This window comes from Actinomadura macrotermitis, from assembly GCF_009604375.1.
GTDB lineage: Bacteria > Actinomycetota > Actinomycetes > Streptosporangiales > Streptosporangiaceae > Spirillospora > Spirillospora macrotermitis.
In genome coordinates this window covers 1,080,340-1,101,112 of the sequence record NZ_WEGH01000001.1, presented here as the reverse complement: position 1 = coordinate 1,101,112, position 20,773 = coordinate 1,080,340, and the positions used below count along the sequence as shown (strand labels likewise).

The 20,773-nt window shown below is 73.8% G+C and carries 16 protein-coding genes; 10 read left to right on the top strand and 6 right to left on the bottom strand.

The features are described from left to right. Positions 1–4 precede the first annotated feature (4 nt). Both ACRB68_RS05020 and ACRB68_RS05015 read right to left on the bottom strand, forming a co-directional pair. Positions 5–880: a lysophospholipid acyltransferase family protein gene (locus tag ACRB68_RS05020; RefSeq protein ID WP_153531022.1), complete on the bottom strand. Its 876-nt coding sequence runs from the start codon at positions 878–880 to the stop codon at positions 5–7. A gap of 137 nt (positions 881–1,017) precedes the next feature. After that, positions 1,018–1,764 carry an SDR family oxidoreductase gene (locus ACRB68_RS05015; RefSeq protein ID WP_328593771.1) on the bottom strand — a complete coding sequence of 249 codons (747 nt, stop codon included), beginning with the start codon at positions 1,762–1,764 and terminating at the stop codon, positions 1,018–1,020. A 304-nt stretch (positions 1,765–2,068) separates the two neighbouring features. Between ACRB68_RS05015 and ACRB68_RS05010 the strand changes: the two genes are divergently transcribed. The 4 genes from ACRB68_RS05010 to ACRB68_RS04995 all read left to right on the top strand — a co-directional run bounded on the left by ACRB68_RS05010 (position 2,069) and on the right by ACRB68_RS04995 (position 6,637). After that, positions 2,069–3,670 (top strand): SAM-dependent methyltransferase, encoded by a 1,602-nt coding sequence (locus ACRB68_RS05010; RefSeq protein WP_153531021.1) that lies wholly within the window; start codon positions 2,069–2,071, stop codon positions 3,668–3,670. Positions 3,671–3,737: 67 nt separating this feature from the next. Next, complete coding sequence (locus ACRB68_RS42370) at positions 3,738–4,970, top strand: cytochrome P450 (RefSeq protein WP_153531020.1); 1,233 nt, start codon at positions 3,738–3,740, stop codon at positions 4,968–4,970. A 2-nt stretch (positions 4,971–4,972) separates the two neighbouring features. After that, a complete protein-coding gene (locus ACRB68_RS05000; protein WP_153531019.1) occupies positions 4,973–5,773 on the top strand; it encodes an SAM-dependent methyltransferase in 801 nt (266 codons plus the stop codon). Between the two features lie 33 nt (positions 5,774–5,806). Continuing rightward, positions 5,807–6,637 carry a TrmB family transcriptional regulator gene (locus ACRB68_RS04995; protein ID WP_235959020.1) on the top strand — a complete coding sequence of 277 codons (831 nt, stop codon included), beginning with the start codon at positions 5,807–5,809 and terminating at the stop codon, positions 6,635–6,637. Here the strand turns inward: ACRB68_RS04995 and ACRB68_RS04990 are convergent, their stop codons facing one another. Beyond that, complete coding sequence (locus tag ACRB68_RS04990) at positions 6,638–7,768, bottom strand: carboxylate-amine ligase (protein WP_328593770.1); 1,131 nt, start codon at positions 7,766–7,768, stop codon at positions 6,638–6,640. 210 nt (positions 7,769–7,978) lie between these two features. On the opposite strand from ACRB68_RS04990, the gene ACRB68_RS04985 reads away from it, so the two are divergent. Further along, on the top strand, positions 7,979–9,910 hold the full coding sequence (locus ACRB68_RS04985) for an NAD(P)/FAD-dependent oxidoreductase (protein ID WP_153531016.1): 1,932 nt from the start codon (positions 7,979–7,981) through the stop codon (positions 9,908–9,910). A 6-nt stretch (positions 9,911–9,916) separates the two neighbouring features. On the opposite strand, the gene ACRB68_RS04980 is transcribed toward ACRB68_RS04985, so the two are convergent. Beyond that, on the bottom strand, positions 9,917–11,521 hold the full coding sequence (locus ACRB68_RS04980; RefSeq protein WP_153531015.1) for a PucR family transcriptional regulator: 1,605 nt from the start codon (positions 11,519–11,521) through the stop codon (positions 9,917–9,919). Between the two features lie 98 nt (positions 11,522–11,619). On the opposite strand from ACRB68_RS04980, the gene ACRB68_RS04975 reads away from it, so the two are divergent. Together ACRB68_RS04975 and ACRB68_RS04970 are read left to right on the top strand one after the other, a co-directional pair. Continuing rightward, complete coding sequence (locus tag ACRB68_RS04975) at positions 11,620–12,927, top strand: aspartate aminotransferase family protein (RefSeq protein ID WP_153531014.1); 1,308 nt, start codon at positions 11,620–11,622, stop codon at positions 12,925–12,927. 8 nt (positions 12,928–12,935) lie between these two features. Further along, positions 12,936–14,435 (top strand): CoA-acylating methylmalonate-semialdehyde dehydrogenase, encoded by a 1,500-nt coding sequence (locus ACRB68_RS04970; protein WP_328594072.1) that lies wholly within the window; start codon positions 12,936–12,938, stop codon positions 14,433–14,435. On the opposite strand, the gene ACRB68_RS04965 is transcribed toward ACRB68_RS04970, so the two are convergent. Beyond that, complete coding sequence (locus tag ACRB68_RS04965) at positions 14,371–15,873, bottom strand: phospholipid carrier-dependent glycosyltransferase (protein ID WP_153531013.1); 1,503 nt, start codon at positions 15,871–15,873, stop codon at positions 14,371–14,373. The two genes, ACRB68_RS04970 and ACRB68_RS04965, sit on opposite strands and share 65 nt — an antisense overlap. A gap of 339 nt (positions 15,874–16,212) precedes the next feature. Between ACRB68_RS04965 and ACRB68_RS04960 the strand changes: the two genes are divergently transcribed. From ACRB68_RS04960 to ACRB68_RS04950, 3 genes are all read left to right on the top strand, one after another. After that, entirely contained in the window at positions 16,213–16,560 is a 348-nt protein-coding gene (locus tag ACRB68_RS04960) for a hypothetical protein (protein ID WP_153531012.1), read from the top strand. 443 nt (positions 16,561–17,003) lie between these two features. Further along, positions 17,004–18,200 carry an extracellular solute-binding protein gene (locus tag ACRB68_RS04955; RefSeq protein ID WP_153531011.1) on the top strand — a complete coding sequence of 399 codons (1,197 nt, stop codon included), beginning with the start codon at positions 17,004–17,006 and terminating at the stop codon, positions 18,198–18,200. 645 nt (positions 18,201–18,845) lie between these two features. Further along, positions 18,846–19,727 (top strand): sensor histidine kinase, encoded by an 882-nt coding sequence (locus tag ACRB68_RS04950; RefSeq protein ID WP_153531010.1) that lies wholly within the window; start codon positions 18,846–18,848, stop codon positions 19,725–19,727. A gap of 53 nt (positions 19,728–19,780) precedes the next feature. Here ACRB68_RS04950 and ACRB68_RS04945 read toward each other — a convergent pair whose 3' ends face one another. After that, entirely contained in the window at positions 19,781–20,764 is a 984-nt protein-coding gene (locus tag ACRB68_RS04945; protein ID WP_153531009.1) for a trypsin-like serine peptidase, read from the bottom strand. Positions 20,765–20,773: the final 9 nt, after the last annotated feature.

Here is a 20,773-nt window from a genome sequence, read left to right as displayed (position 1 = left end):
CTAGCTAGCGGCCGAGGCCGCCCGGCGCCAGACGGGGCAGGCGCCGGGCGGTGCGGGCCAGCCGCCGCAGCGGGGTGCGGCCCGGGTCCGCGGCCTGCTCGGCGCGCAGCCCGTCGATGATCTCCTGCACGGCCTTGCGGGCCAGGTCCCGCACCTGCGTGACGGCGATCTCGTCGTCCTGCCGGCCCTGCCAGGGCGTGGTGTCGATGGGCTCGCCGAAGCCGTAGTAGAGGCGCTCGGGGCGGGGCACCGGGGAGAGGCCGATGCCGCGCGAGAGCGGCGGCACGAAGTCGTCGCGCCCCCGGCCGCGCTCGCCGAGCAGCGCCCGGCCGAGCGCGCGCGCCGGCGTCAGCAGCCTGCTGTCGGCGTCCAGGACGGTGGTGAACATCTCCTCCACCCCGACGCTGCCGAACGGCACGATCGGGCAGCCCGCCTCCACGGCCATCCGGGCGAAGCCGAGCCGGCCCTCCCACTGCAGCTGGTAGCGCGCGTCCCGGCCGCGCGCGGCCTCACGGGCGCCGCCGGGGAAGACCACCACCATCTCGCCGGCGCGCAGCAGCGCCCGGCAGTTGTCGCGGGTGCCGTCGACCGACCCGCCCATGTCCATGATCCGGCGCCAGCCCGGCACCATCCAGTGCAGGTGGTCGGCGAGCGAGCGCACCCACACGCCGCGCCGCCGGTGGATCTCGAAGAAGATCAGCGGCGCGTCCACCACGCCGTACAAGGTGTGGTTGCCGACCAGCAGCGCCGGGCCCCGCTCGGGCAGGTGCTCCAGCCCGTGGAAGACCGGCGAGGTCCACGCGCGCCAGGGCTGCAGCGCGAGGTCGGCGGCGCGGATCAGGTGCGCCGGCGGCGGGGTCCACTCGACAGGTGAGGCCATGGCGGGAATGGTAGGCCGGGGCCGACCAAGCGGTTGACGCAGGGGTCAGTGCCCGCTTACGAGCGCGCTGGTGAGGGACTTTTGTGAAAATGGTCACAACGGGCGGGCGCCGTTCTGTGCCCGGCCGACAAAAAGCCTCAGAGCAGCCCGGCGTACTCCCCGCCGTCCACCGGGATCGCGCTGCCGGTGACGAAGCGCGCCTGCTCGGAGCAGAGGAAGGCGACGAACGACCCGAAGTCCGCCGGGTCGCCCACCCGGCCGGCCGGGATCTCGCCCGCGACCTTGTCCCAGTCGCCGCCGCGCAGCGTGCGCAGCCGCTCGGTGGCGTGGAAGCCCGGCAGCAGCGAGTTGACGGTCACCCCGTCCTTGGCGACCTCCAGCGCGAGCGTCTTCAGGAAGCCGGTCGCGCCCGCCCGCGCGGTGTTGGACAAGATCATGGTCGGGATGGGCTGGCGCACGGTGATCGAGGTGATCGCCACGACCCGGCCCCAGCCGCGCTCCTGCATCGCCGGGACGGCGGCCCGGCACATGGCCACCGTCGACATCAGGTTGAGGTCGAGCGCGGCGTGGTAGGCGTCCAGCGGGGTGGTGGCGAACCCGCCGGGCGGCGGGCCGCCGGCGTTGGTGACCAGGACGTCCACGCCGCCGAGCGCGTCCTGCGCCTCGCGCACGAACGCGGTGGCGCCCTCGGGCGTGCCGACGTCGGCGATGACCCCCCGGGCGCCGTCGCCGAGCGAGCGCACGGCCGCGCCGAGCCGCTCCCGGTCGCGGCCGCAGATCGCGACCCGGGCGCCCTCGGCGGCCAGGGCCCGCGCGGCGGCGAGGCCGAGGCCGCTGCTCGCCGCCGCCACCGCGGCGCGGCGGCCGCTCAGTCCAAGGTTCACTCTCCGAAGATTAGCGCTCCGAGCATGCGGGGACCTGCGCGGACCGCGGGTCGCAGCGGAGAGGTCGATCAGCACGGTCTCCCCCGCGGGCCTCGCATGATCAGCCTAGGCGAGGGGGGTCCGCGGCCGTTCCGCACGCGGTCCGCGCCCGGACCGCGCCGACGGGTCGGGGCAGGTGGCGGTGGCCGCATCCGGACAGCGGGGCTGACCGTGGGGAGCCCCGGCGGTCAGGGCTCCTGCAAGATTCGTTAGCGTGCTCCCCACGGGGGCGCAAAGGCAGTCGACCGCTGGAGTTGAGGCGTTCATGAGTGCGGGCATCAGCGTCATCGTGCTGGACGGCGTCCATGTCAGCGGCGACGACGGGGGACCGATCCCGCTCCAGCCGCACATGGGGGCCGGGTTGTTCGCGCTGCTGGCGCTCGACCATGTGCCGGTGCGGCGGCTGCGCGAGCTGCTCTATCCGCCGGGCCGCGAGCCGAAGGACCCCAAGCGGCCGGTGAAGATGATGTCGGAGCTGCGCCGGCGGCTCGGCGGCGACCGGATCGTCCTCGGCCCGCTCGGCTACGGGCTGCGGCTCGACCAGGCCGACTTCTGCGACCTGCGCAGCTGGCGCGTGCACATGGCGCGCGCGGCGCAGCTGTCGGCCGACGACCCGTACGCGGCGGTGGAGCTGTACGACCGCGCGTTCGGCGACTGGACGGGCCTGCCCGAGGCCGGCACCGAGGCGATGCACGAGCTGTGCACGCGGCTGCAGGCCGAGTGGCTGCGCGCCGCCGAGCAGTACGCCGAGGTGCGGCTGCGGGTCGGCCGGCACGCCAAGGTCGCCGAGGTGCTGCCCGACCTCGTCCGCGCCTGGCCCGAGCGCGAGCACCTGCTGGAACTGCTGATGCTGGCGCTGCACCGGTGCCGGCGCTCCCAGGAGGCGCTGGACTGGTACGAGCGGCGCCGCGCCGAGTTCCAGCGCACGTTCGGCGCGCAGCCCTCCCGCGACCTGCAGGACCTGGCCGCGCAGATCCGCGCCGCCGACCCGGCGCTGGACGCGCGCCCGCCGGAGCTGCCGCCCGCCGACCGGGCCGTGGTCGAGAGCGGCGGCGACGTGCGGCGGCTGTCCATGGCGCGGATGGCCATGTACATCACCCAGCTCGGGCAGGGCGGCTACCGGATCGCCCGCGACTACCACACCGCCCGCGACCGGGCCGCGGTGGAGTACCTGGCGGCGCTGTCGGAGCCGGTGATGACGCTGCAGGAGGAGAACGAGCTGTTCTGCGCCCACGTGGTGCGGGAGCTGGTGCTGCGCGGCGTGCGGCAGTTCGTGGAGCTCGGCGCGCCGGCCCCGGCCCGGTTCGCCGTCCACGAGGTGGCCGCGCTGCCCCGGCCGGGCGTGGCGGTGCGCACCGTCTACCTCAACTACGACGGCGCGCTGGTGGCGTACGCCAAGGGACTGGTGGAGGAGCTGCCGGAGGTGGAGTTCGCCGAGGGCACGCTGCGCACGCTGCTGGACGCGCCGCACCGCGTTCCGCTGATCGACTGGTCCGAGCCGGTAGCGGTGCTGGACCGGCACCAGCTGAACATCACGCCGCTGTGGGAGGACGCGCCGGGCATGTTCGCCGAGCTCGGGGAGCTGCTCGCGCCGGGCTCGCACATCGCGGTGACGTCGGCGACGGCCGACGGCATGACCGAGCTGGTGGCGCGGCAGCTCGGCCGGATCCACGCCGACCTCGCCGTGCAGCTCGCGCTGCGCGGCCTGGCCGAGCTGCGGCGGGTGGTGCCGCCGGGCTTCGAACTGCTCGAACCGGGCATCGTGGAGACCCGCGTGTACGCCGGCAAGGCGCCGCCGACCGCGGAGCCGGGACCGTTCCCGCAGTTCAGCCTGGTCGCCCGCAAACCGGTGCGCGGAACCGCTTGACGGAGGTCCTTTGCTCGTGAATGACTGGCATCCGCAGCGGAGGGGCCAGTCATGTGAAGGCAGTGACGTGGCACCTCAGGACCGTATTCCCGGCTTCCCCTTCCGACCCTCGACGCACCCTCTGGGCCTGTCCGCAGAGGGGACGGCGCTGAGCCGGCACGGGCCGGTGTCGCCCGTCCGGCTCCCCGGCGGGCAGGACGCCTGGTTCGTCACCGGCCACCGGGCCTGCCAGGAGGTGTTCCGCGACGAGGCGGCCTTCCGCCGCGGCGACGCCGACGCCATCGCCCCGTTCCCGGCGCTGCAGGGCCTGGTCCTGGTGCTGGACGGGCCCGAGCACCGCGGTGTCCGCCGCCTGGTCTCGGACCGCTTCACCCCCGCCGCGGTCGAGCCGCTGCGCCCGCGGGTGCGGCGGGTCGCCGACAGGCTGGTCGACGGGATCGCCGCGCACGGCGGCCCCGTCGACCTGGTCGCCGCGCTCGCCCTGCCGCTGCCGCTCACCGTCATCGGCGACCTCATGGACGTCCCCGAGAAGGACCGCGACCGGCTGCGCTACTGGGGTGACGGGCTGCTGTCGCCGGGCGGCGGCGGAGCGGCCGCGCAGGCCGCCACGACCGCCATCGTCGGGTACATGGCGGCGCTGCTGGCCGAGCGGCGCGCCGACCCCGGCGACGACCTGGTCTCGCTGATCGCGGTGCGGGCGCGGGAGGCCGGGATCGACGACCTGCCGGCGGCGCTGCTCGCCGTCGCGCTGATCGTGGCCGGCTGGGAGACCACCGCGGGGGCGCTCGCCACGTTCGTGTACACGCTGCTGACCGAGCGGCACCCGGACGGCGGGACGCTGTACCGGTTCCTGCACGAGCACCCCGAGCACGTGCCGTCGGCGGTGGAGGAGCTGCTGCGGTTCCTGCCGAACAGCGTGTACGCGGCCGCGCAGCCGCGCCGCGCCGCCTGCCCGGTGGACCTCGGCGGCACGGCCGTCGCCGCGGGCGACGTCGTGATCCCCGCCCTGGACCACGCCGGCCGCGATCCGGCGGAGTTCCCCGATCCGGAACGGCTGGACCTCACCCGCACCCCGAACCGGCACCTGGCCTTCGGCCTCGGCCCGCACGTGTGCCTCGGCGCGGCGCTGGCGCGCCAGGAGCTGCAGGTCGCGCTGGCCGCGCTCACCCGCCGGCTGCCGGACCTGGAACTGGCGGTGCCCCCTGGTGAGTTGGACTGGACACCTGAGACGATGATCAGGCGACCGCGCGCGCTGCCGGTCCGCTGGAAGGGTGCGATGGAACGGTGCGAAGGACGGTGACCATGAGCGAGCGCACCGGAGCGCCCCCGACCGCGCTGGATCTGGAGACGCCCAGCGACGCCCGCATCTACGACTGCTTCCTCGGCGGCAAGGACAACTACCAGGCCGACCGGCAGGCGGCCGGGGAGATCCTCGCGCTGTTCCCGCAGGCGGCCCGGATGGCCAAGGCCAACCGGTGGATGATCGCGCGCGGCGTCCGGTACGCGCTCGCCGCCGGCATCCGGCAGATCGTCGACATCGGCGGCGGCCTGCCCACCTACCCGAGCACCCTGGACGTGGCCCGCGACGCCGCCCGCGACGCGCGGGTGGTGATGATCGACAGCGATCCGGTCGTCGCGGTGCACTACCGCGCGCTCACCCCGGGCGGCGACGTGGAGGTGCTGGAGGCCGACCTCGTGCGGACCGGTGAGCTGCTCGCCGAGGTCGGCCGGCTCATCGACCTGCGGCGGCCGACGCTGTTCGTGCTCGGCTCGATGCTGCACTTCCTGCCCGGGCAGGTGGCGGCCACGGCCGTCGCGCGGCTGCGCGAGGCGATCGCGCCCGGCGGCCAGCTGCTGATCTCGCACGCCACCGGCACCGCCGCCGACGCCGCCACCGTCGACGCGGTCGAGGAGGTCTACGCCCGCGCCCGGGTCCCGCTGTACTGCCGGTCCGAGGCGGAGATCACCGGCCTGTTCGGCGACCTGGAGCTGATCGAGCCGGGTCTGACGGACGTGGACCTGTGGCGGGCGGGCGACGGCGACGTGCGGCTGCGCGGGATGGGGCTGCGGCTGATCGGCGGCCTGGCGGTGCGCGACCCCTGAGCGCCCCCGCCGCGTAGCATGACGCCGGTGAGCATGCCCGACATCCTGGAGCACCTGCAGCGCCTCGGCATGTCCGGATACGAGGCCAAGGCGTACGTGGCGCTGGTCGCGGCGGGCCGGCCGGTCAACGGGTACGAGGTCGCCAAGCGCTCGGGCGTGCCGCGCAGCACCGTCTACGAGACGCTCGGCAAGCTGGTCGCGCGCGGCGCCGCCTACGAGGTGCGGGGCGCCGCCGACGCGACCGACTACCTGCCGCTGCCGCCCGCCGCGCTGCTGGACCGGATGCGCCGCGAGTTCGACGGCTCGGTGGCGGTGCTGCAGACCGCGCTGCCGGCGGTGGTGGCCGCCCCCGAGGGCCACCTCATCCACAACCTCAAGGACGGCGAGGCGATGCTGGCCCGCGCCGAGGACGTGATCGCGGGCGCCCGCCGGGACCTGTTCCTGTCGATCTGGCCGCAGGAGCTGCGGCGCCTGGACGCGCGGGTGCGCGAGGCGGCCGGCCGCGGCGCGGAGGTGTCGGTCATGTCGTTCGGCAAGGTCGCGGAGGCGCCCGGCGGCGACCTGCCCGGCAGCGTCCACGAGCACCGCTACTCGGCGCCCGAGGCCGTGCTGCAGGACCTGGGGTACCGGCTGATCGTGGTCGTCGGCGACCGCCGCGAGGCCGTCGTCGGCGGCTTCGGCACCGACGGCTCGGCGTGGGGCGTCTACACCGCCGACCCGGCCGTCGCGCTGATGGCGGCCGAGTACGTCCGCCAGGACATCGCCCTGCAGATCCTGGCCGAGCGGGTCGGCGCCGCCGAGCTCGACCGGCTGTTCGCCACCGACCCCGGCCTGCTGCGGCTGCTCGGCCGCGGCCGGGCCTGATCAGGACCCGACGGTCCGGTCGATCGCCTCGGCGACGACGCCCCGCACGTCCCGCGAGCGGTGGTGCGCGGCGCGCTGCAGGCCCGCCCCGTTGCCCCGCTCCAGCAGCGCCTCCAGCAGGCGCCCGGCGGTCTCCCGGTCGCCGTTGCGCTCCAGCGCCGGCGACAGGTGCGCGAACAGGGCGTCCACCACCCGGCGGGCCGGGGCGGCCTCGTGCGTCACCGGGTGCACCAGCTCGTCGCGCAGGCCCGAGCGGGCCGCCCGCCACATGGCCAGGCGGAGCAGGTCGGCGCGGACCGGGTCGGGCGGGCGGCCCTCCCGCCAGTCCAGCGCGGCCGAGTCCACCAGCGCCCGCACCAGCGCGGCCATCAGGACGGTGTCGCCCGCGTTCAGGCACACGTCGGAGACCCGGATCTCCACCGTCGGGTAGTTGCGCGACAGCCGGGCGTCGAAGTAGATCATCCCCTCGTCCAGCAGCGCGCCGGTGCGCAGCAGCGCCGCCACCGCGGCCCGGTAGGCCTTGGCCGACCCGAACGGCTCGGTCGGCCCGCTGGAGGGCCAGCGGCCCCACGCCTCGTGCCGCCAGCTGTCGTAGCCGGTGTCGATGCCCTGCCAGTAGGGGGAGTTGCCGCTGAGCGCGAGCAGCGGCGGCAGCCACGGCCGGATCCGGTCCAGCACCGCGACGCCCTCGTCGGGCGAGGAGACGTGCACGTGCACGTGGCAGCCGCAGGTGAGCTGCTCGTCGGCGGTCCGGCCGTAGGCGGCCGCCATCAGCCGGTAGCGCGCCGAGGGGGTGAGCGAGGGCCGCACCGCCATCGGCGAGGTGGCCAGCGCGGCGATCGCGGCGCCGACGCCCCCGGCGGCGCGGGCGGCGGCCAGCCGCGTCCCGCGCACCTGGTCCGCCAGGTCGTCCAGGGAGGTGGTCGGGCGGGTGCCGGTCTCCAGCTGCTCGCGCTGCAGCTCGGTCTCCATCGGCTTGCGGCCGCTGCCGGGCAGGCCGTCGCCGTGCTCGCGCGCGTACTGGATCACCGCCCCCGACACCGCCTGCGGGGTCCCGCTCACCGGATCGACCAGCAGCAGCTCCTCCTCGACACCGAAGGTCCGCGGCCTGTGGGAATCGGGTGCTGTCACGGTCAGTGTCCTGCCCATCCTGGTCCCGCTCTAGTGCGGCCCGCGCGGAACGCCCTCTTGGCGCGGACATAACCGTCGAAGCGGTCGGCTGCGGCGCCCGTTGTTTTCGATCACCCGGTCCGTGGAAGTTCTACGAGCGGGCCGTTGATCGGGGGATCGATGTCGGGGGACGACACGTACGAGCCTGTCCACTCCGCCGCGGAGCTGGGCATGGACCGCAGGATCAGCCGCCGGGACTTCCTGGACGGCATGGGCGTCGCGGTCGGCGCCGCCGTCGTCGGCGGCGCCCTCGGGGGCTGCTCGGCGGGCTCGTGGGGCGGCATCCACAACAGCGTCGTCGACCCGCCCGACGGCTGGAAGTACGCGGGCGCCGGCAACCGCGCCTACCCGCCCGCGATGCAGGCGCTGCGGGGCTCGACCAACCCCGCCATGCGCATCCCGCACGAGCTGCGCGACGGCATCTTCTGGTCGGGCGGCAAACCGATCACCTCCAGCGGCGAGCACTACGACCTGGTCGTCGTCGGCGCGGGCATCAGCGGGCTGAGCGCCGCCCACTTCTACCGGCAGGCCCATCCCGGCGCCAAGATCCTCATCCTGGACAACCACGACGACTTCGGCGGCCACGCGCGGCGCAACGAGTTCAGCCCCGGCGGCAAGCTGATCATCGGGTACGGCGGCTCGCAGTCGATCGAGGACCCCACCGTGTGGAGCCCGGAGGCCCGCAGGCTGCTGACCGACCTCGGCATCGACGTGAAGAGGTTCGACCGGTACTACGACCAGAAGTTCAACGACCGCTGGAAGCTCAACGACTCGGAGTTCTTCACCCGGGACCTGTTCGGCCGCGACCACCTGGCCGTCATGAAGGGCGACACCCAGACCGCCGAGACGCTGCGCGGCGCCCCGCTGTCGCCCGCGGCGCTCGCCGCCTACCTGGAGCTGCAGGACAAGCCCAAGGACTACCTGGCCGGGCTGAGCGAACCGCAGAAGAAGGAGCGGCTCGTCGGGCTGACCTACCGCCAGTACCTGCGCGACGTGGCCAAGATGCCCGGGGAGGTGCTCGACTACCTGCAGACCTACACCAGCGACGAGTGGGGGTTCGGGGCGAACGCCTTCGGCGCCATCGACGCCTGGGCGTCGGAGTACCCCGGCTTCGAGGGGCTCAAGCTGGACCGCTCCAAGCCCTACCGCTACTGCGGGCCGACGATCCAGCTCCAGTGGGACGCCGACGACCCCTACATCTACCACTTCCCCGACGGCAACAACGGCATCTGCAAGCTGCTGATCGGGCAGCTGATCCCCGGCACCGGCGCGCCGCGCACGATGGAGGAGGAGCCGCTCGCCCGGATCGACTACTCCAGGCTGGACGTGGCCGGCAACGACGTGCGGCTCCGGCTGAACGCGCCGTGCGTGCGCGTGGAGCACCAGGGCGGGAACCCGGGCGCCAAGACGGTGAACGTCGACTTCGTCAGGGACGGCAAGGTCTACCAGTGCACCGCGGGCGGCGTGGTCATGGCCTGCTACAACACCATGATCCCGTACCTGATGCAGGACCTGCCGGGCGACCAGAAGCAGGGCCTGTTCTACGGCACCAAGCTGCCGATCGTGTACGCCATGGTGCAGCTGCGCAACTGGCGGGCCTGGCAGGCGCTGAAGATCTACCACACCCGGTTCACCAGCGGCGACTGGTGCGTGGCCGAGCTGGACTACCCCGTCAGCATGGGCGGCTACGAGTTCTCCAAGGACCCCGACCAGCCGATCCTGGTGCACATGATCCGGATGGCGGTCTCGCCGGAGTACGACAATCCGCGCGGCGGCATCGGCCCGGGCCGCCGCGAGCTGTTCGCGCGCCCGTTCGCCCGCTACGAGCTGACGCTGCGCGACCAGCTGACCCGGCTGCTCGCGGCGGGCGGCTTCGACCCGGCCCGCGACATCCAGGCCGTCACCATCAACCGCTGGGGCCACGGCTACGCGCTGGAGTACGGCCGGCCGTGGGCCGACTTCTGGCCGGACGGGCCGCTGCCGTCGGTGATCGGACGCCGGCCCTACGGGCGGGTCACCATCGCCAACTCCGACTCGGAGAACCGCGCCTACGCCGACGCCGCGATCGACGCGGCCGCCCGCGCCGTCCGCGAGCTCGGCTGACGCGCGCTAGGGCCGCTCCCAGCGGACCGAGCTGAGCGCGAGCAGCGCCACGTGCAGGGACGCGCACGACTCCACGTCGTCCAGGTCGGCGTCCAGCACCCGCTCGATGCGGCGCAGCCGCTCGTAGAACGCCGGCCGCGACAGGTGGGCCTGCTGCGCCGCGACGGCCTTGTTGCGGCCGGCCTCCAGGTAGAGCTCCAGGATGCGGGTGAGGTCGCTGCCGCGCTGGGCGTCGTACTCCAGCAGCGGGCCGAGCTCGCGCTCGACGAACGTCTGCAGCCGGGCGTCGTCGCGCATCAGGTGCAGCAGGCCGCGCAGCCGCAGGTCGGGCAGCCGGTAGAACAGCCGGCCGCCGGTGCCGCGGCAGGCGACGTCGGCGACCTGCTCGGCCTCCTGGAAGGAGCGCCGCACGTCGCGGATGGAGTCGACGACCGAGCCGATCGCCATCACGCAGTCGCCGCCCGACAGCTTGCGGACGCGGGTGGCGACGTCGGTGAGGGCGGTCTCGACGTCGGCGCGGGCGGGCAGCGAGGCCAGCACGCCGACGCGGGCGCTGCCGGTGCCCTCGTCCAGCATGCCGACGAGCGCGGGGAGGCGGGCCTCCTTGCACGCGGCGGCGGCCGACTCCGACAGCTCGGCCACCGGGGAGGGGGCCGCGCCGCGCGGGCGCAGGACCACCCCGAGCAGCCGGCGGCCCGACAGCGGGACGCCGAGCGCGCGCGCCCGGGCGGCGGCCTCCTGCGGGTCGGAGTAGGAGTGCGCGAGGATGCGCGCGATGATCGTGCCGTGCGCCTGCCGCTCGGCGCTCTCGGCGTGCCGGTCCAGCAGCCGGCCGAGGGCGAGGGTGGTCGCGGCCCGCTCGATCAGCACGGTCTCGCGGGGCGACGGCGGCGAGCCGAGCGTGATGATCAGCCGGCCCCAGTCCTCGCCGCGCGCGCCGACCGTGGTGACCAGCCAGCCCGAGGACGCGTCGTAGCCGGTGCGCTGCGCGGGCCGCACCGCGCGCGAGCGGGTCTCCCACGCCGACAGCAGCTCGGCCGGGTCGCCGCCGCCCGCGTCGGCGGCGAGCACCTGGTGCGCCAGGTTCTCCAGCACGACCGGGTGGCCGCCGAGCGCGGCGACCTGCCGGACGACCTCGTCGGTGGAGGCGCCCTCCACCGACAGCTGGGTGAAGATCTCGTGCAGCTGCTCGGAGGCGCGCAGCTCGGCGTACTGCTCCTGCACGATGCGCGCGTGCACCGATTCGGTGATGTCGACGAACGCCGGCTCGTGCGCGAGCACCACCACCGGCAGGCCGTGGTCCTCGGCGGCGGCGATCAGCGCGGGCGGCAGCACCGCGGCGTAGCGGCGGCCGAGCTCCACCATCAGGCCGCTCACCCCGACCTCGCTGAGCTCGCCGATGTAGGCGCGCAGGCGGGCCGGCTCGTCGGGCAGCGCGATGCCGGTGGTGAGCACCAGCTCACCGCCGTGCAGCAGGTGCGCGATGTCGGTGACCTCGGCGACGTGCACCCAGCGCACCCGGTTGTCCAGGCGGTCGGCGCCCGCGACGACCCGCGGCTGGCCGCGGCGGACGGCGTCGAGCCGGAGGACGTCGGTGACTGTGGGAAGCATTTCCCGCAGGATATCCGGACATGCTGTCAGGGACGGGGACGCTGTCGTGACACTCTGGCGGGTGGTGGAGCACGGGGCGTGCTGGAAAGACTGTGGGCATGTCGGAACACGCGAACCTGCTCCGGCGCCACCAGGCGGTCATGCCGTCCTGGATGGCGCTCAACTACAGCGAACCCATCGAGATCGTCGGCGGCAAGGGCAACCGCGTGACCGACGCCGAGGGCCGCAGCTACCTGGACTTCTTCATCGGCATCCTCACCAACATGATCGGGTACGACGTGCCCGAGGTGCGCGAGGCGGTGGAGCGCCAGCTCGCCACCGGCGTCGTGCACACCTCCACCGCCTACCTGCTGCGCGGCCAGGTCGAGCTCGCCGAGAAGATCGCCCGGCTGTCGGGCATCCCGGACGCCAAGGTCTTCTTCACCAACTCCGGCACCGAGGCCAACGAGACGGCGCTGCTGCTCGCCGCCTACGCCCGCCGCAGCGACCAGGTGCTGGCGATGCGGCAGAGCTACCACGGCCGCTCGTTCGGCACGATCGGCGTGACCGGCAACCGCGCCTGGAGCAACCTGTCGTACTCGCCGCTGAACACCCACTTCCTGCACGGCGCCGACCGGCAGCTGCCGCAGTTCGCCGGGCTGGGCGACGACGAGTACATCGACGTCTGCGTGGCCGACCTCAAGCACGTGCTGGCCACGGCGACCAGCGGCGACGTGGCGGCGCTGATCGCCGAGCCGATCCAGGGCGTCGGCGGCTTTACCGCCGCCCCCGACGGGCTGTTCGCCGCCTACAAGGAGGTGCTGGACGAGCACGGCATCCTGTTCATCTCCGACGAGGTGCAGACCGGCTGGGGCCGCACCGGCGCGAGCTTCTTCGGGATCGGGGCGCACGGCGTCACCCCCGACATCATGACCTTCGCCAAGGGCCTGGGGAACGGCTTCGCGGTCGGCGGCGTCGTCGCGCGCGGCGAGCTGATGGACGGGCTGCACGCGGTCGGCCTCGCCACCTTCGGCGGCAACCCGGTCTCGATGGCCGCCGCGAACGCCACCCTGGACTACGTCCTGGACCACGACCTGCAGGCCAACGCCGCCAAGCAGGGTGAGACGATCATCAGCGGGCTGCGCGCGGCGGCGGAGCGGCTGGCGATCGTCAAGGAGGTGCGCGGCCGCGGGCTGATGTTCGCCGTCGAGCTCGCCGACCCGGCCAGCGGCAAGCCGCACCCGCCGCTCGCCGCCGCGCTGATGGAGGCCTGCAAGGAGCGGGGCCTGCTGGTCGGCAAGGGCGGCCTGTACGGCAACGTGGTGCGGATGGCGCCGCCGCTGACCCTGACCGACGCCGAGGCCGCCGAGGGCCTGGCGATCCTGACCGACTCCCTGGAAACCGTGAACGAGGCGTACACGTCGTGACCGACAACATCAGCAAGCACGTCACCCACTGGATCGGCGGCAAGCCGTTCGACGGCACCGCCGCGCGGCAGGGCGACATCTACGATCCGGCCACCGGGCAGGTGTCGGGCAAGGTGGACTTCGCCGGCGCCGATGAGGTCGACGCCGCCGTCGCCGCCGCCAAGGCCGCGTTCCCCGCCTGGCGGGACGCCTCGCTGTCGCAGCGCACCAAGGTGCTGTTCAGGTTCCGCGAGCTGGTGCACGAGCACCGCGACGAGCTGGCCCGGCTGATCTCGGCCGAGCACGGCAAGGTCGTCTCCGACGCGGCCGGCGAGGTCGCCCGCGGCCTGGAGGTCGTGGAGTTCGCCTGCGGCATCCCGCACCTGCTGAAGGGCGGCTTCTCGGAGAACGTCTCCACCCGGGTGGACGCCTACTCCATCCTGCAGCCGCTCGGCGTGGTCGCCGGGATCACCCCGTTCAACTTCCCGGCCATGGTGCCGATGTGGATGTTCCCGGTGGCGATCGCCTGCGGCAACACCTTCGTGCTGAAGCCGTCGGAGAAGGACCCCTCGGCGTCGGTGCGGATCGCCGAGCTGTGGGCCGAGGCGGGGCTGCCCGACGGGGTGTTCAACGTCGTGCACGGCGACAAGGCCGCGGTGGACGGGCTGCTGCACCACCGCGACGTGCGCGCCGTCAGCTTCGTCGGCTCCACCCCGATCGCCCGCTACATCTACGAGACGGCGGCGGCGAACGGCAAGCGGGTGCAGGCGCTCGGCGGCGCCAAGAACCACATGGTGGTGCTGCCCGACGCCGACCTGGACCTGGCCGCGGACGCGGCGGTGTCGGCGGGCTTCGGCTCGGCGGGCGAGCGCTGCATGGCGATCTCGGTCGTGGTGGCGGTCGACCCGGTCGGCGACGAGCTGCTCGCCAAGATCAAGGAGCGGGTCGCGGGCCTGAGGATCGGGCCGGGGGACGACCCCGAGTCCGAGATGGGGCCGCTGGTCACCCGCGCGCACCGCGACAAGGTCGCCTCCTACCTCGACAGCGGCGTGGCGCAGGGCGCGACGCTCGCCGTCGACGGCCGCGAGACGCCGGTCATCGGCGGCGGGGGAGAGGGCTTCTGGCTCGGCCCGACCGTGCTGGACCACGTCACCCCCGAGATGGACGCCTACCGCGACGAGATCTTCGGCCCGGTGCTGACGATCGCGCGGGTCGGCTCCTACGAGGAGGCGATGGAGCTGCTGGCCGGCAACCCCTACGGCAACGGCACCGCGATCTTCACCAACGACGGCGGCGCGGCCCGGCGCTTCCAGAACGAGGTGGAGGTCGGCATGGTCGGCATCAACGTGCCGATCCCGGTGCCGATGGCCTACTACTCCTTCGGCGGCTGGAAGGACTCGCTGTTCGGCGACAGCCACGCCCACGGCATGGAGGGCGTGCACTTCTACACCCGCACCAAGGCCGTCACGGCGCGCTGGCTGGATCCTTCGCACGGCGGAGTGAACCTGGGATTCCCGACCAACGGCTGATGCCGCGGCCGGCGTCCCCGTCCTCCCGCTCTTCCCGAGCGGGGGCGGGACGCCGGCTGAACGCCAGCCCGGCCGCCAGGCACGCGAACGGCACCGCGGGCACCACGTAGCGGTAGTCGAAGTCCGCGCTGGCGATCGGGAAGAGCAGCAGCGTCGCGCCCGCCGCCCACACGAGGAGCACCTCGGGGCGGCGGCCGCGGCGCAGCAGCACGCCCGCCGCGCCCACGATGAAGACGATCCGCAGCCACGGGCCGGGCAGGTACCAGTCGCGCTGGTAGGCGATCATCCGGCCGGCGTAGGGGGGCACGACCCGGCTGACCTCGAAGCCGTCCTCGTAGCGCATCGCGTCCGACAGGACGGTGCTGCTGGGGGCGCCCCAGCCGCGGCCGCCGGGGAACGTGTGCGGCTCGGCGGGGAAGTGGTACAGCTTCTCGGTGGCGTCCGTCGGGAGAGGGAGGCGCTCGGTGCCGAACGCCTTGTCCAGGTCGGCCATGATGGTGTTCCAGTAGTCGCCGGGCTGGGCGATGATCGCGCGGATCGCGAAGTCGCGCAGGGTCGCGTTGCTCTGCGGGTCGAGGACGTTCTCGAACAGCTGCCGGGGCGGCGCCTCGGACCTCCAGATCAGATGGCCGGGCGCGAAGTTCCGGTACCGCAGCTCAGACCCCAGGCAGAGGCCCTCCTCGTGGGCGGGCGGCCGGATCCGCGCGCAGTTGGCGAAGGGCGCGACCCGGCCCCACAGGAACAGCCCGTCGCTGCGGGTCAGGCCGTACTCGCCGTAGACCGAGTGGAACCAGGTCGCGTACGCCGCGATCGGCACGGCCGCCGCGGCGCCGAACGCCAGCGCGGGCCGCCACCCCCGGCGGCGGAACAGCAGGCAGGCGAACACCACCGGGACCAGCGGCGCGCCCGCCGAGCGGACCAGCACGGCGTAGCCGATGAGCAGGCCCGCCGGGAGCGCGATCCACCACGGCGGGGCCTCGCCCCGGCCGAGCGGGCGCCAGAGCAGCAGGGTCACCCCGGCGGCGATGAGGAAGGTGAACACCGCCTCCGCCATCAGCAGGTGCTCCAGCTCGATCTGGTACGCGTCGTAGAGCACCGGCAGGGAGACCAGCGCCGCCGCCCAGGCCGGCAGCCGCGCCCGGCACAGCAGCGCGTAGGTCATCACCCCGACCGCCGCGCCCATCAGGTGCTGGAGCACCGCCACCAGGGTCAGGCTGTGCCAGGGCTCCAGCAGGTGCAGCAGGAGCGGATAGCCGGAGCTCTTGGAGAGCGACGGCGCGAGCGCGACGGCGCGGCCGATGTAGAAGTAGGAGTCGCCGGTGAACCACAGCACCCCGGGGTAGCCGCGGACCGCCGTCCAGCGCACCGCCAGGGCGCCCGCGAGGGCCACCAGGAACGGGACGTGCCGCAAGCGGCCGAAGTCGCGCACGGGACGCATGTGGCGCAAGGGTCGTTTCGCCCAGAAAGCTCTAAATGCCTCAATCACAGGAATGATCACCCTAGGCCGGCCAGGTGGCGGCCCGGTGAACGGCGCGTGAGCCCCCGTCGCCCCCCGTGAGAACACGCTGCTCCCGGCCGTCCGGGACTTTCTGCCGTCCGCATGTTTCCGTCGTCAATTTTCGTCTTATACCCTTCGACAAATAATAGCTACAAGTGTTGACTGGCTCTGTGGCGGGCGACACAATCTGACTGTCTCAATTAATTGAGACGAATTGCAAAAGGTCAAGATCTCCGAAACGCAATCGGAGACCGGTTCCCGGGGCGGGAGTGCCGCGCTATGACTGCTGACGACCACGCCGCAGAGGTCGAGGCGCTCGGCCGGCGCTACCGCGGCTGGACCATCTGGTTCGGGCCGTTCACCGGGCACTGGTGGGCACTGCCGCCGCGCGAGCGCGACATCGGCGGCTTCGTCGAGGCCGCGACCCCGCAGCGGCTCATCGCGATGATCGAGGTGGTCCAGCACGCAACAGCCGCAGAGACGATGAACCCGGGCGGCCACCGGCCGCCCCGCGACCCCCGGCCGGACGCGCGGCGTCCCTCGAATCTCCTCCGTCTCGAGGGCGTCACACCGCCGCCGTTCCGCCGGGCACCGGTGATCGCGTGGCCAGGCAGCACTGCAAGGTGAATCCGCTGTTCCCCAACCTCGCCACGCACTCCGGTGGCCGCCGCGGCCCCGGGAAGGGCAGCAGCCCGCGCCATATCCCTCTCCAGCAACCTCCGTGTATGGCGCGGACTTCAGCACCCACTGCCCCCCGGGTCGCGGCGGTTTCTCATCCGCGGAATGAAACGCGGGAAAAGGCCGGCTGAAATAGCCGCTAAAGGACCGCCCGGCCGGCGGCGGCGTTCCTTTCACCGGTAATCCCCGGGCCGTGTGCGCCGACCCGTCGGCGAAATCACGGCGGACCGCCGAATGAATCGTCCGAACCGGTGCGCGGGCACCGCGGTCAGGACGCCGCGGCCGTTTCCCCGGCGGGCCTGCCGCCGCCCCACCGCAGCGGAGGCGCTACGCTGCGCCGACGAGCGGCGCGCCTCGGGGGCGGTCCGGCGGACACGGAGATCGGGAGCGACATGCGGTTGCGGGCCTTGGCGGTGGGCACGGCGATCGGGACGGTGCTGGCGCTCGGCGCCTGCTCCGGCGGGGACGAGCCGGCCGGCACCGCGGCCAAGGCCGCCACCACCGTCGGCTCCGGCGAGGGCGCGCTGAACCTGGTGGCGCTGCCCGGTCACGTCGAGAACGGCGGCAGCGACCCGCGGATCGACTGGATCACCCCGTTCGAGGAGCGCACCGGCTGCAAGGTCAACTGGCGCACGCCCCGCGACGCGGGCGAGGCGGCCGCCCTGATGAGCGACCGGTCGCGCCGCTACGACGGCGTCTCGGCGCCGCCGGAGATCGCCGCCCGGCTGATCACGGGCGGCCAGGTCGCGCCGGTCAACCCCGGCCTGGTGGACGGCTACAAGAGGCTCGAACCGCGCCTGCGCAACCTGCTGAAGCGCGCGGACGAGTTCTACGGCGTCCCGTACCTGTGGGGCACCGACCTGCTCATGTACGACACCGGCGCGGTGCAGCCGGCCCCGCACAGCTGGGCGGCGCTGTTCGACCCGGCGCAGGCCGCCCGCTACTCCGGCAGGCTGGTCGTGCGCGACAGCCCGCTCGTGATCGCCGACGCCGCGCTCTACCTCAAGGCCAAGGACCGCAAGCTGCGGATCACCGACCCGTTCTCGCTCACGCCCCGGCAGCTGGACGCCGTCGCCAAGGTCCTGGAGCGGCAGCGCCCGCACGTCCAGCGGTACTGGAAGCAGCCGGCCGAGGGCGTCGGCGCGTTCGCCGGGTCCGGCGCCGTGCTCGGCGGGGCCACGCCCTACCAGGCCGACGTGCTCGGCCGGGCCGGCCGGCCGGTGCAGAGCGCCGTCCCCGACGAGGGCGTGACCGGCTGGATGAACGCCTGGATGATCGGCTCCCGCGCCGAGCACCCCAACTGCATGTACCAGTGGCTGCGCTGGACCATCTCGCCCGAGGTGCAGCAGCAGGCGGCCGAGTGGAACGGGGCGGCGCCCGCCGACCCGCAGGTGTGCGCGCGCGACACCGGCCGGCCGGCGTTCTGCGGCGCCTACCGCATCGGCGACCGCGCCTACCTGGACAAGGTGGTCTTCGTGCACGCGCCGGCCAAGGAGTGCGGGACGGGGACGGGCGGCGGCAAGCGCAACTGCACCGACTACACCGAGTGGACGCGGGCCTGGATCAAGGCCACCAAGCTCGCGCGGTGAGGATCCCGGCGGTCCGGGCACGGGAACTCCTGGTCGCTGTCGTGTGAGACGAGGCCCTTCGGGCGGAGCCGTCTCTCCGGTGTGCCCGACCGCCCCCAGTCGGGCACACCTCACTTCGGGTGGTCCCGGGCATCCCCCCGAAAGCCCGGGTCACCCTCTTCCAGGAGAGATCTCTCCGGCGCCGGCCCCTGCTACCGGGTGTCCGGCGCTGCCGTCCGGGCCGGCTCGACGTCCGGTCCGCGGGCGGCCGTGTGCGGCTCCCCGGGCCGTGCGGCCCGGCGAGGTGCCGGCAGGGCGGGTGCGCAATCGGCGCACGCGAACACCCCTGTGCCGTCGGGCACGACGCCGACCCGAACGCGCGGGCGCGGCCACCTCTTGTGGCAGACGACGCAGGCGTCGCCGTGGCGCTGCGCGGCGTTCAGCGCGCTGGGGTCGAACCTCAGCTCGCTCGTCCGGCTCATCGCCCATCCCCTCGTGCTGGAGTCGCGGTCACGTGATTTCTTTATAGGTCGCAATGGGTGATGTCATAGCTACCCTGTGTGAAAGGAGTGGCAAAGGGTGGTCCGCCGTCCCTGTCCCGGGAGATCGGGAAGCGGTGGTCCCCGCTTTGCCGGACGTTGGCGGCCGAGTGCGTACAAAAGAGACATGCGGCTGCCCCGCTCCGTGCGTGCGCGGGCGACGACCGCGTCGGTGGGCGCGGTCGGCGTTCTGCTCCCGCTCGCCGTGATGGTGATCGCCGTGGCGCTGCACCTGCTGGACGTCCGGTCCCGCGCCGGCGCGGCGGGGGTGCTGCTGGCGGCGGCCGCGTCGGCCGCGTCGGGCCTCTGGCTGGCCCGCACGCTGAGCGGCACCCGGGACCGGCTGGAGCGGTCGATGGCGCGGCAGCGCGACATGGCCGCCGACGCCTCGCACGAGCTGCGCACCCCGCTCACCGGGCTGCGCACCCGGATCGAGCTGGCGCTGGCCGAGCCGGGCGACGCCGCCGAGACGCACGACACCCTGAGCGCGGCCCTGCGCGACGTGGAGCGGCTGCAGCGCATCGTGGAGGACCTGCTCGACCTCGCCCGGCTGGACGCGGGGCAGGAGCCGGCCCGCGTCCGGCTGGACCTCGGGGAGCTGGTGGAGGAGGGCCTGGCCGCACGGTCCCCGCGGATCCCGGTCACCGCCAAGATCCAGGCGGGGGTGCGGGTGGTGGCGGACCGGCGGCGGCTCGCCCGCGCGCTGGCGAGCCTGCTGGCCAACGCCGACCGGCACGCGGCGTCCCGGGTGGAGGTGACGGTCCGCGCGGAGGGCGCCCTGGCAGTGCTGGAGGTCCGCGACGACGGGCCGGGCATCGCGCCGGCCGACCGGGAGCGGGTGTTCGAGCGGTTCACCCGGCTGGACGCGGCGCGCAGCCGGGACGCGGGCGGCAGCGGCCTCGGCCTGCCCGTCGCCCGGGAGATCGTGGACCGGCACGGCGGCGAGCTGCGGGTCGCCGACGGCGAGCCGGGTGCCCGGCTGGTGCTGACCCTGCCCCGGCTGCTCTGACCGGGCGCGCACGGCCGGCCGGTGCGCGGGCACCGGCCGGCCGCCCGGGTCCGCTACGAAGACTGGGCCTGGTTGTACAGGTTCTGCGCGTCGGTGCCGAAGTACGGGCCGAACATGTAGTCCGACAGGAACGGCAGGCCGTACTTGAAGCTGTTCACCGAGTTCTGCGTGCCGAGCCCGGTCGTCTCGTTGAAGTTCAGGTACCAGGGGCCGCCGCTGGAGCCGCCGGTCATGTTGCAGCGCAGCCCGATGTCGGTGGTCCCCAGGAAGTCGTTGAAGGTGCGGTCGCTGCAGTAGATCAGCTTGGAGCCGTCGTAGGGCGCGGCGGCGGGGTAGCCGAAGGTGTACAGCTTCTGCCCGCGCGCCTGGTTGAACGCGATGCCCTGGCCGCCGACGACGTCGGTGAGCCGCTGCCCGTTCAGCTGGTTGACGACGGCGGCGCCGACGTCGTAGTTCATGTCCTCGGTGGCCGTCCACTGCGGGGTGGACAGCGTCCGTGCGGCGGTCCAGGTGCCGTAGGGGCGGTTGCCGTTGTTGTAACCCGGCACGAACACCCAGTTGGTGTGCCAGGCGCCGTCGAGCTTCACGCAGTGCCCGGCGGTGATGACGGTGCTCTTGTTCCCGCTGGTCACCGCGTCGCCCGAGCAGGAGGCGGTGCGCCCCTGGTAGGTGAAGAAGACCCGTCCGGCGGTGCGGGTGACGGCGCCGCCGCCGGTCCAGGCGCTGCCGCCGTTCGGCAGCGAGAACAGGGAGGCCGCCGTGGTGGGGGCGACCGAGGCCGCCACGCCCCGCTGGACGGTCGCGCGGGACACGTGGCGCGGCTTGAAGATCCGTTCCATCGGGACGGCCGAGCGCATCCGGGCGGGCGTCCAGAAGCGCAGCACGCTCTGCCGCAGGGCGTCGGTCGTGGCCTGTGCGCGCGCACCGGGGGACGGCGGCCCGGCGGCCGCGTGGGCCGGGGCGGCGAGCGAGACGGCCAGTGCGGTGCCGCCGAGCAGGACGAGGGCCGCCCGGCCGGGCTGGGGGGAGCGTTTCATGAGCGGACG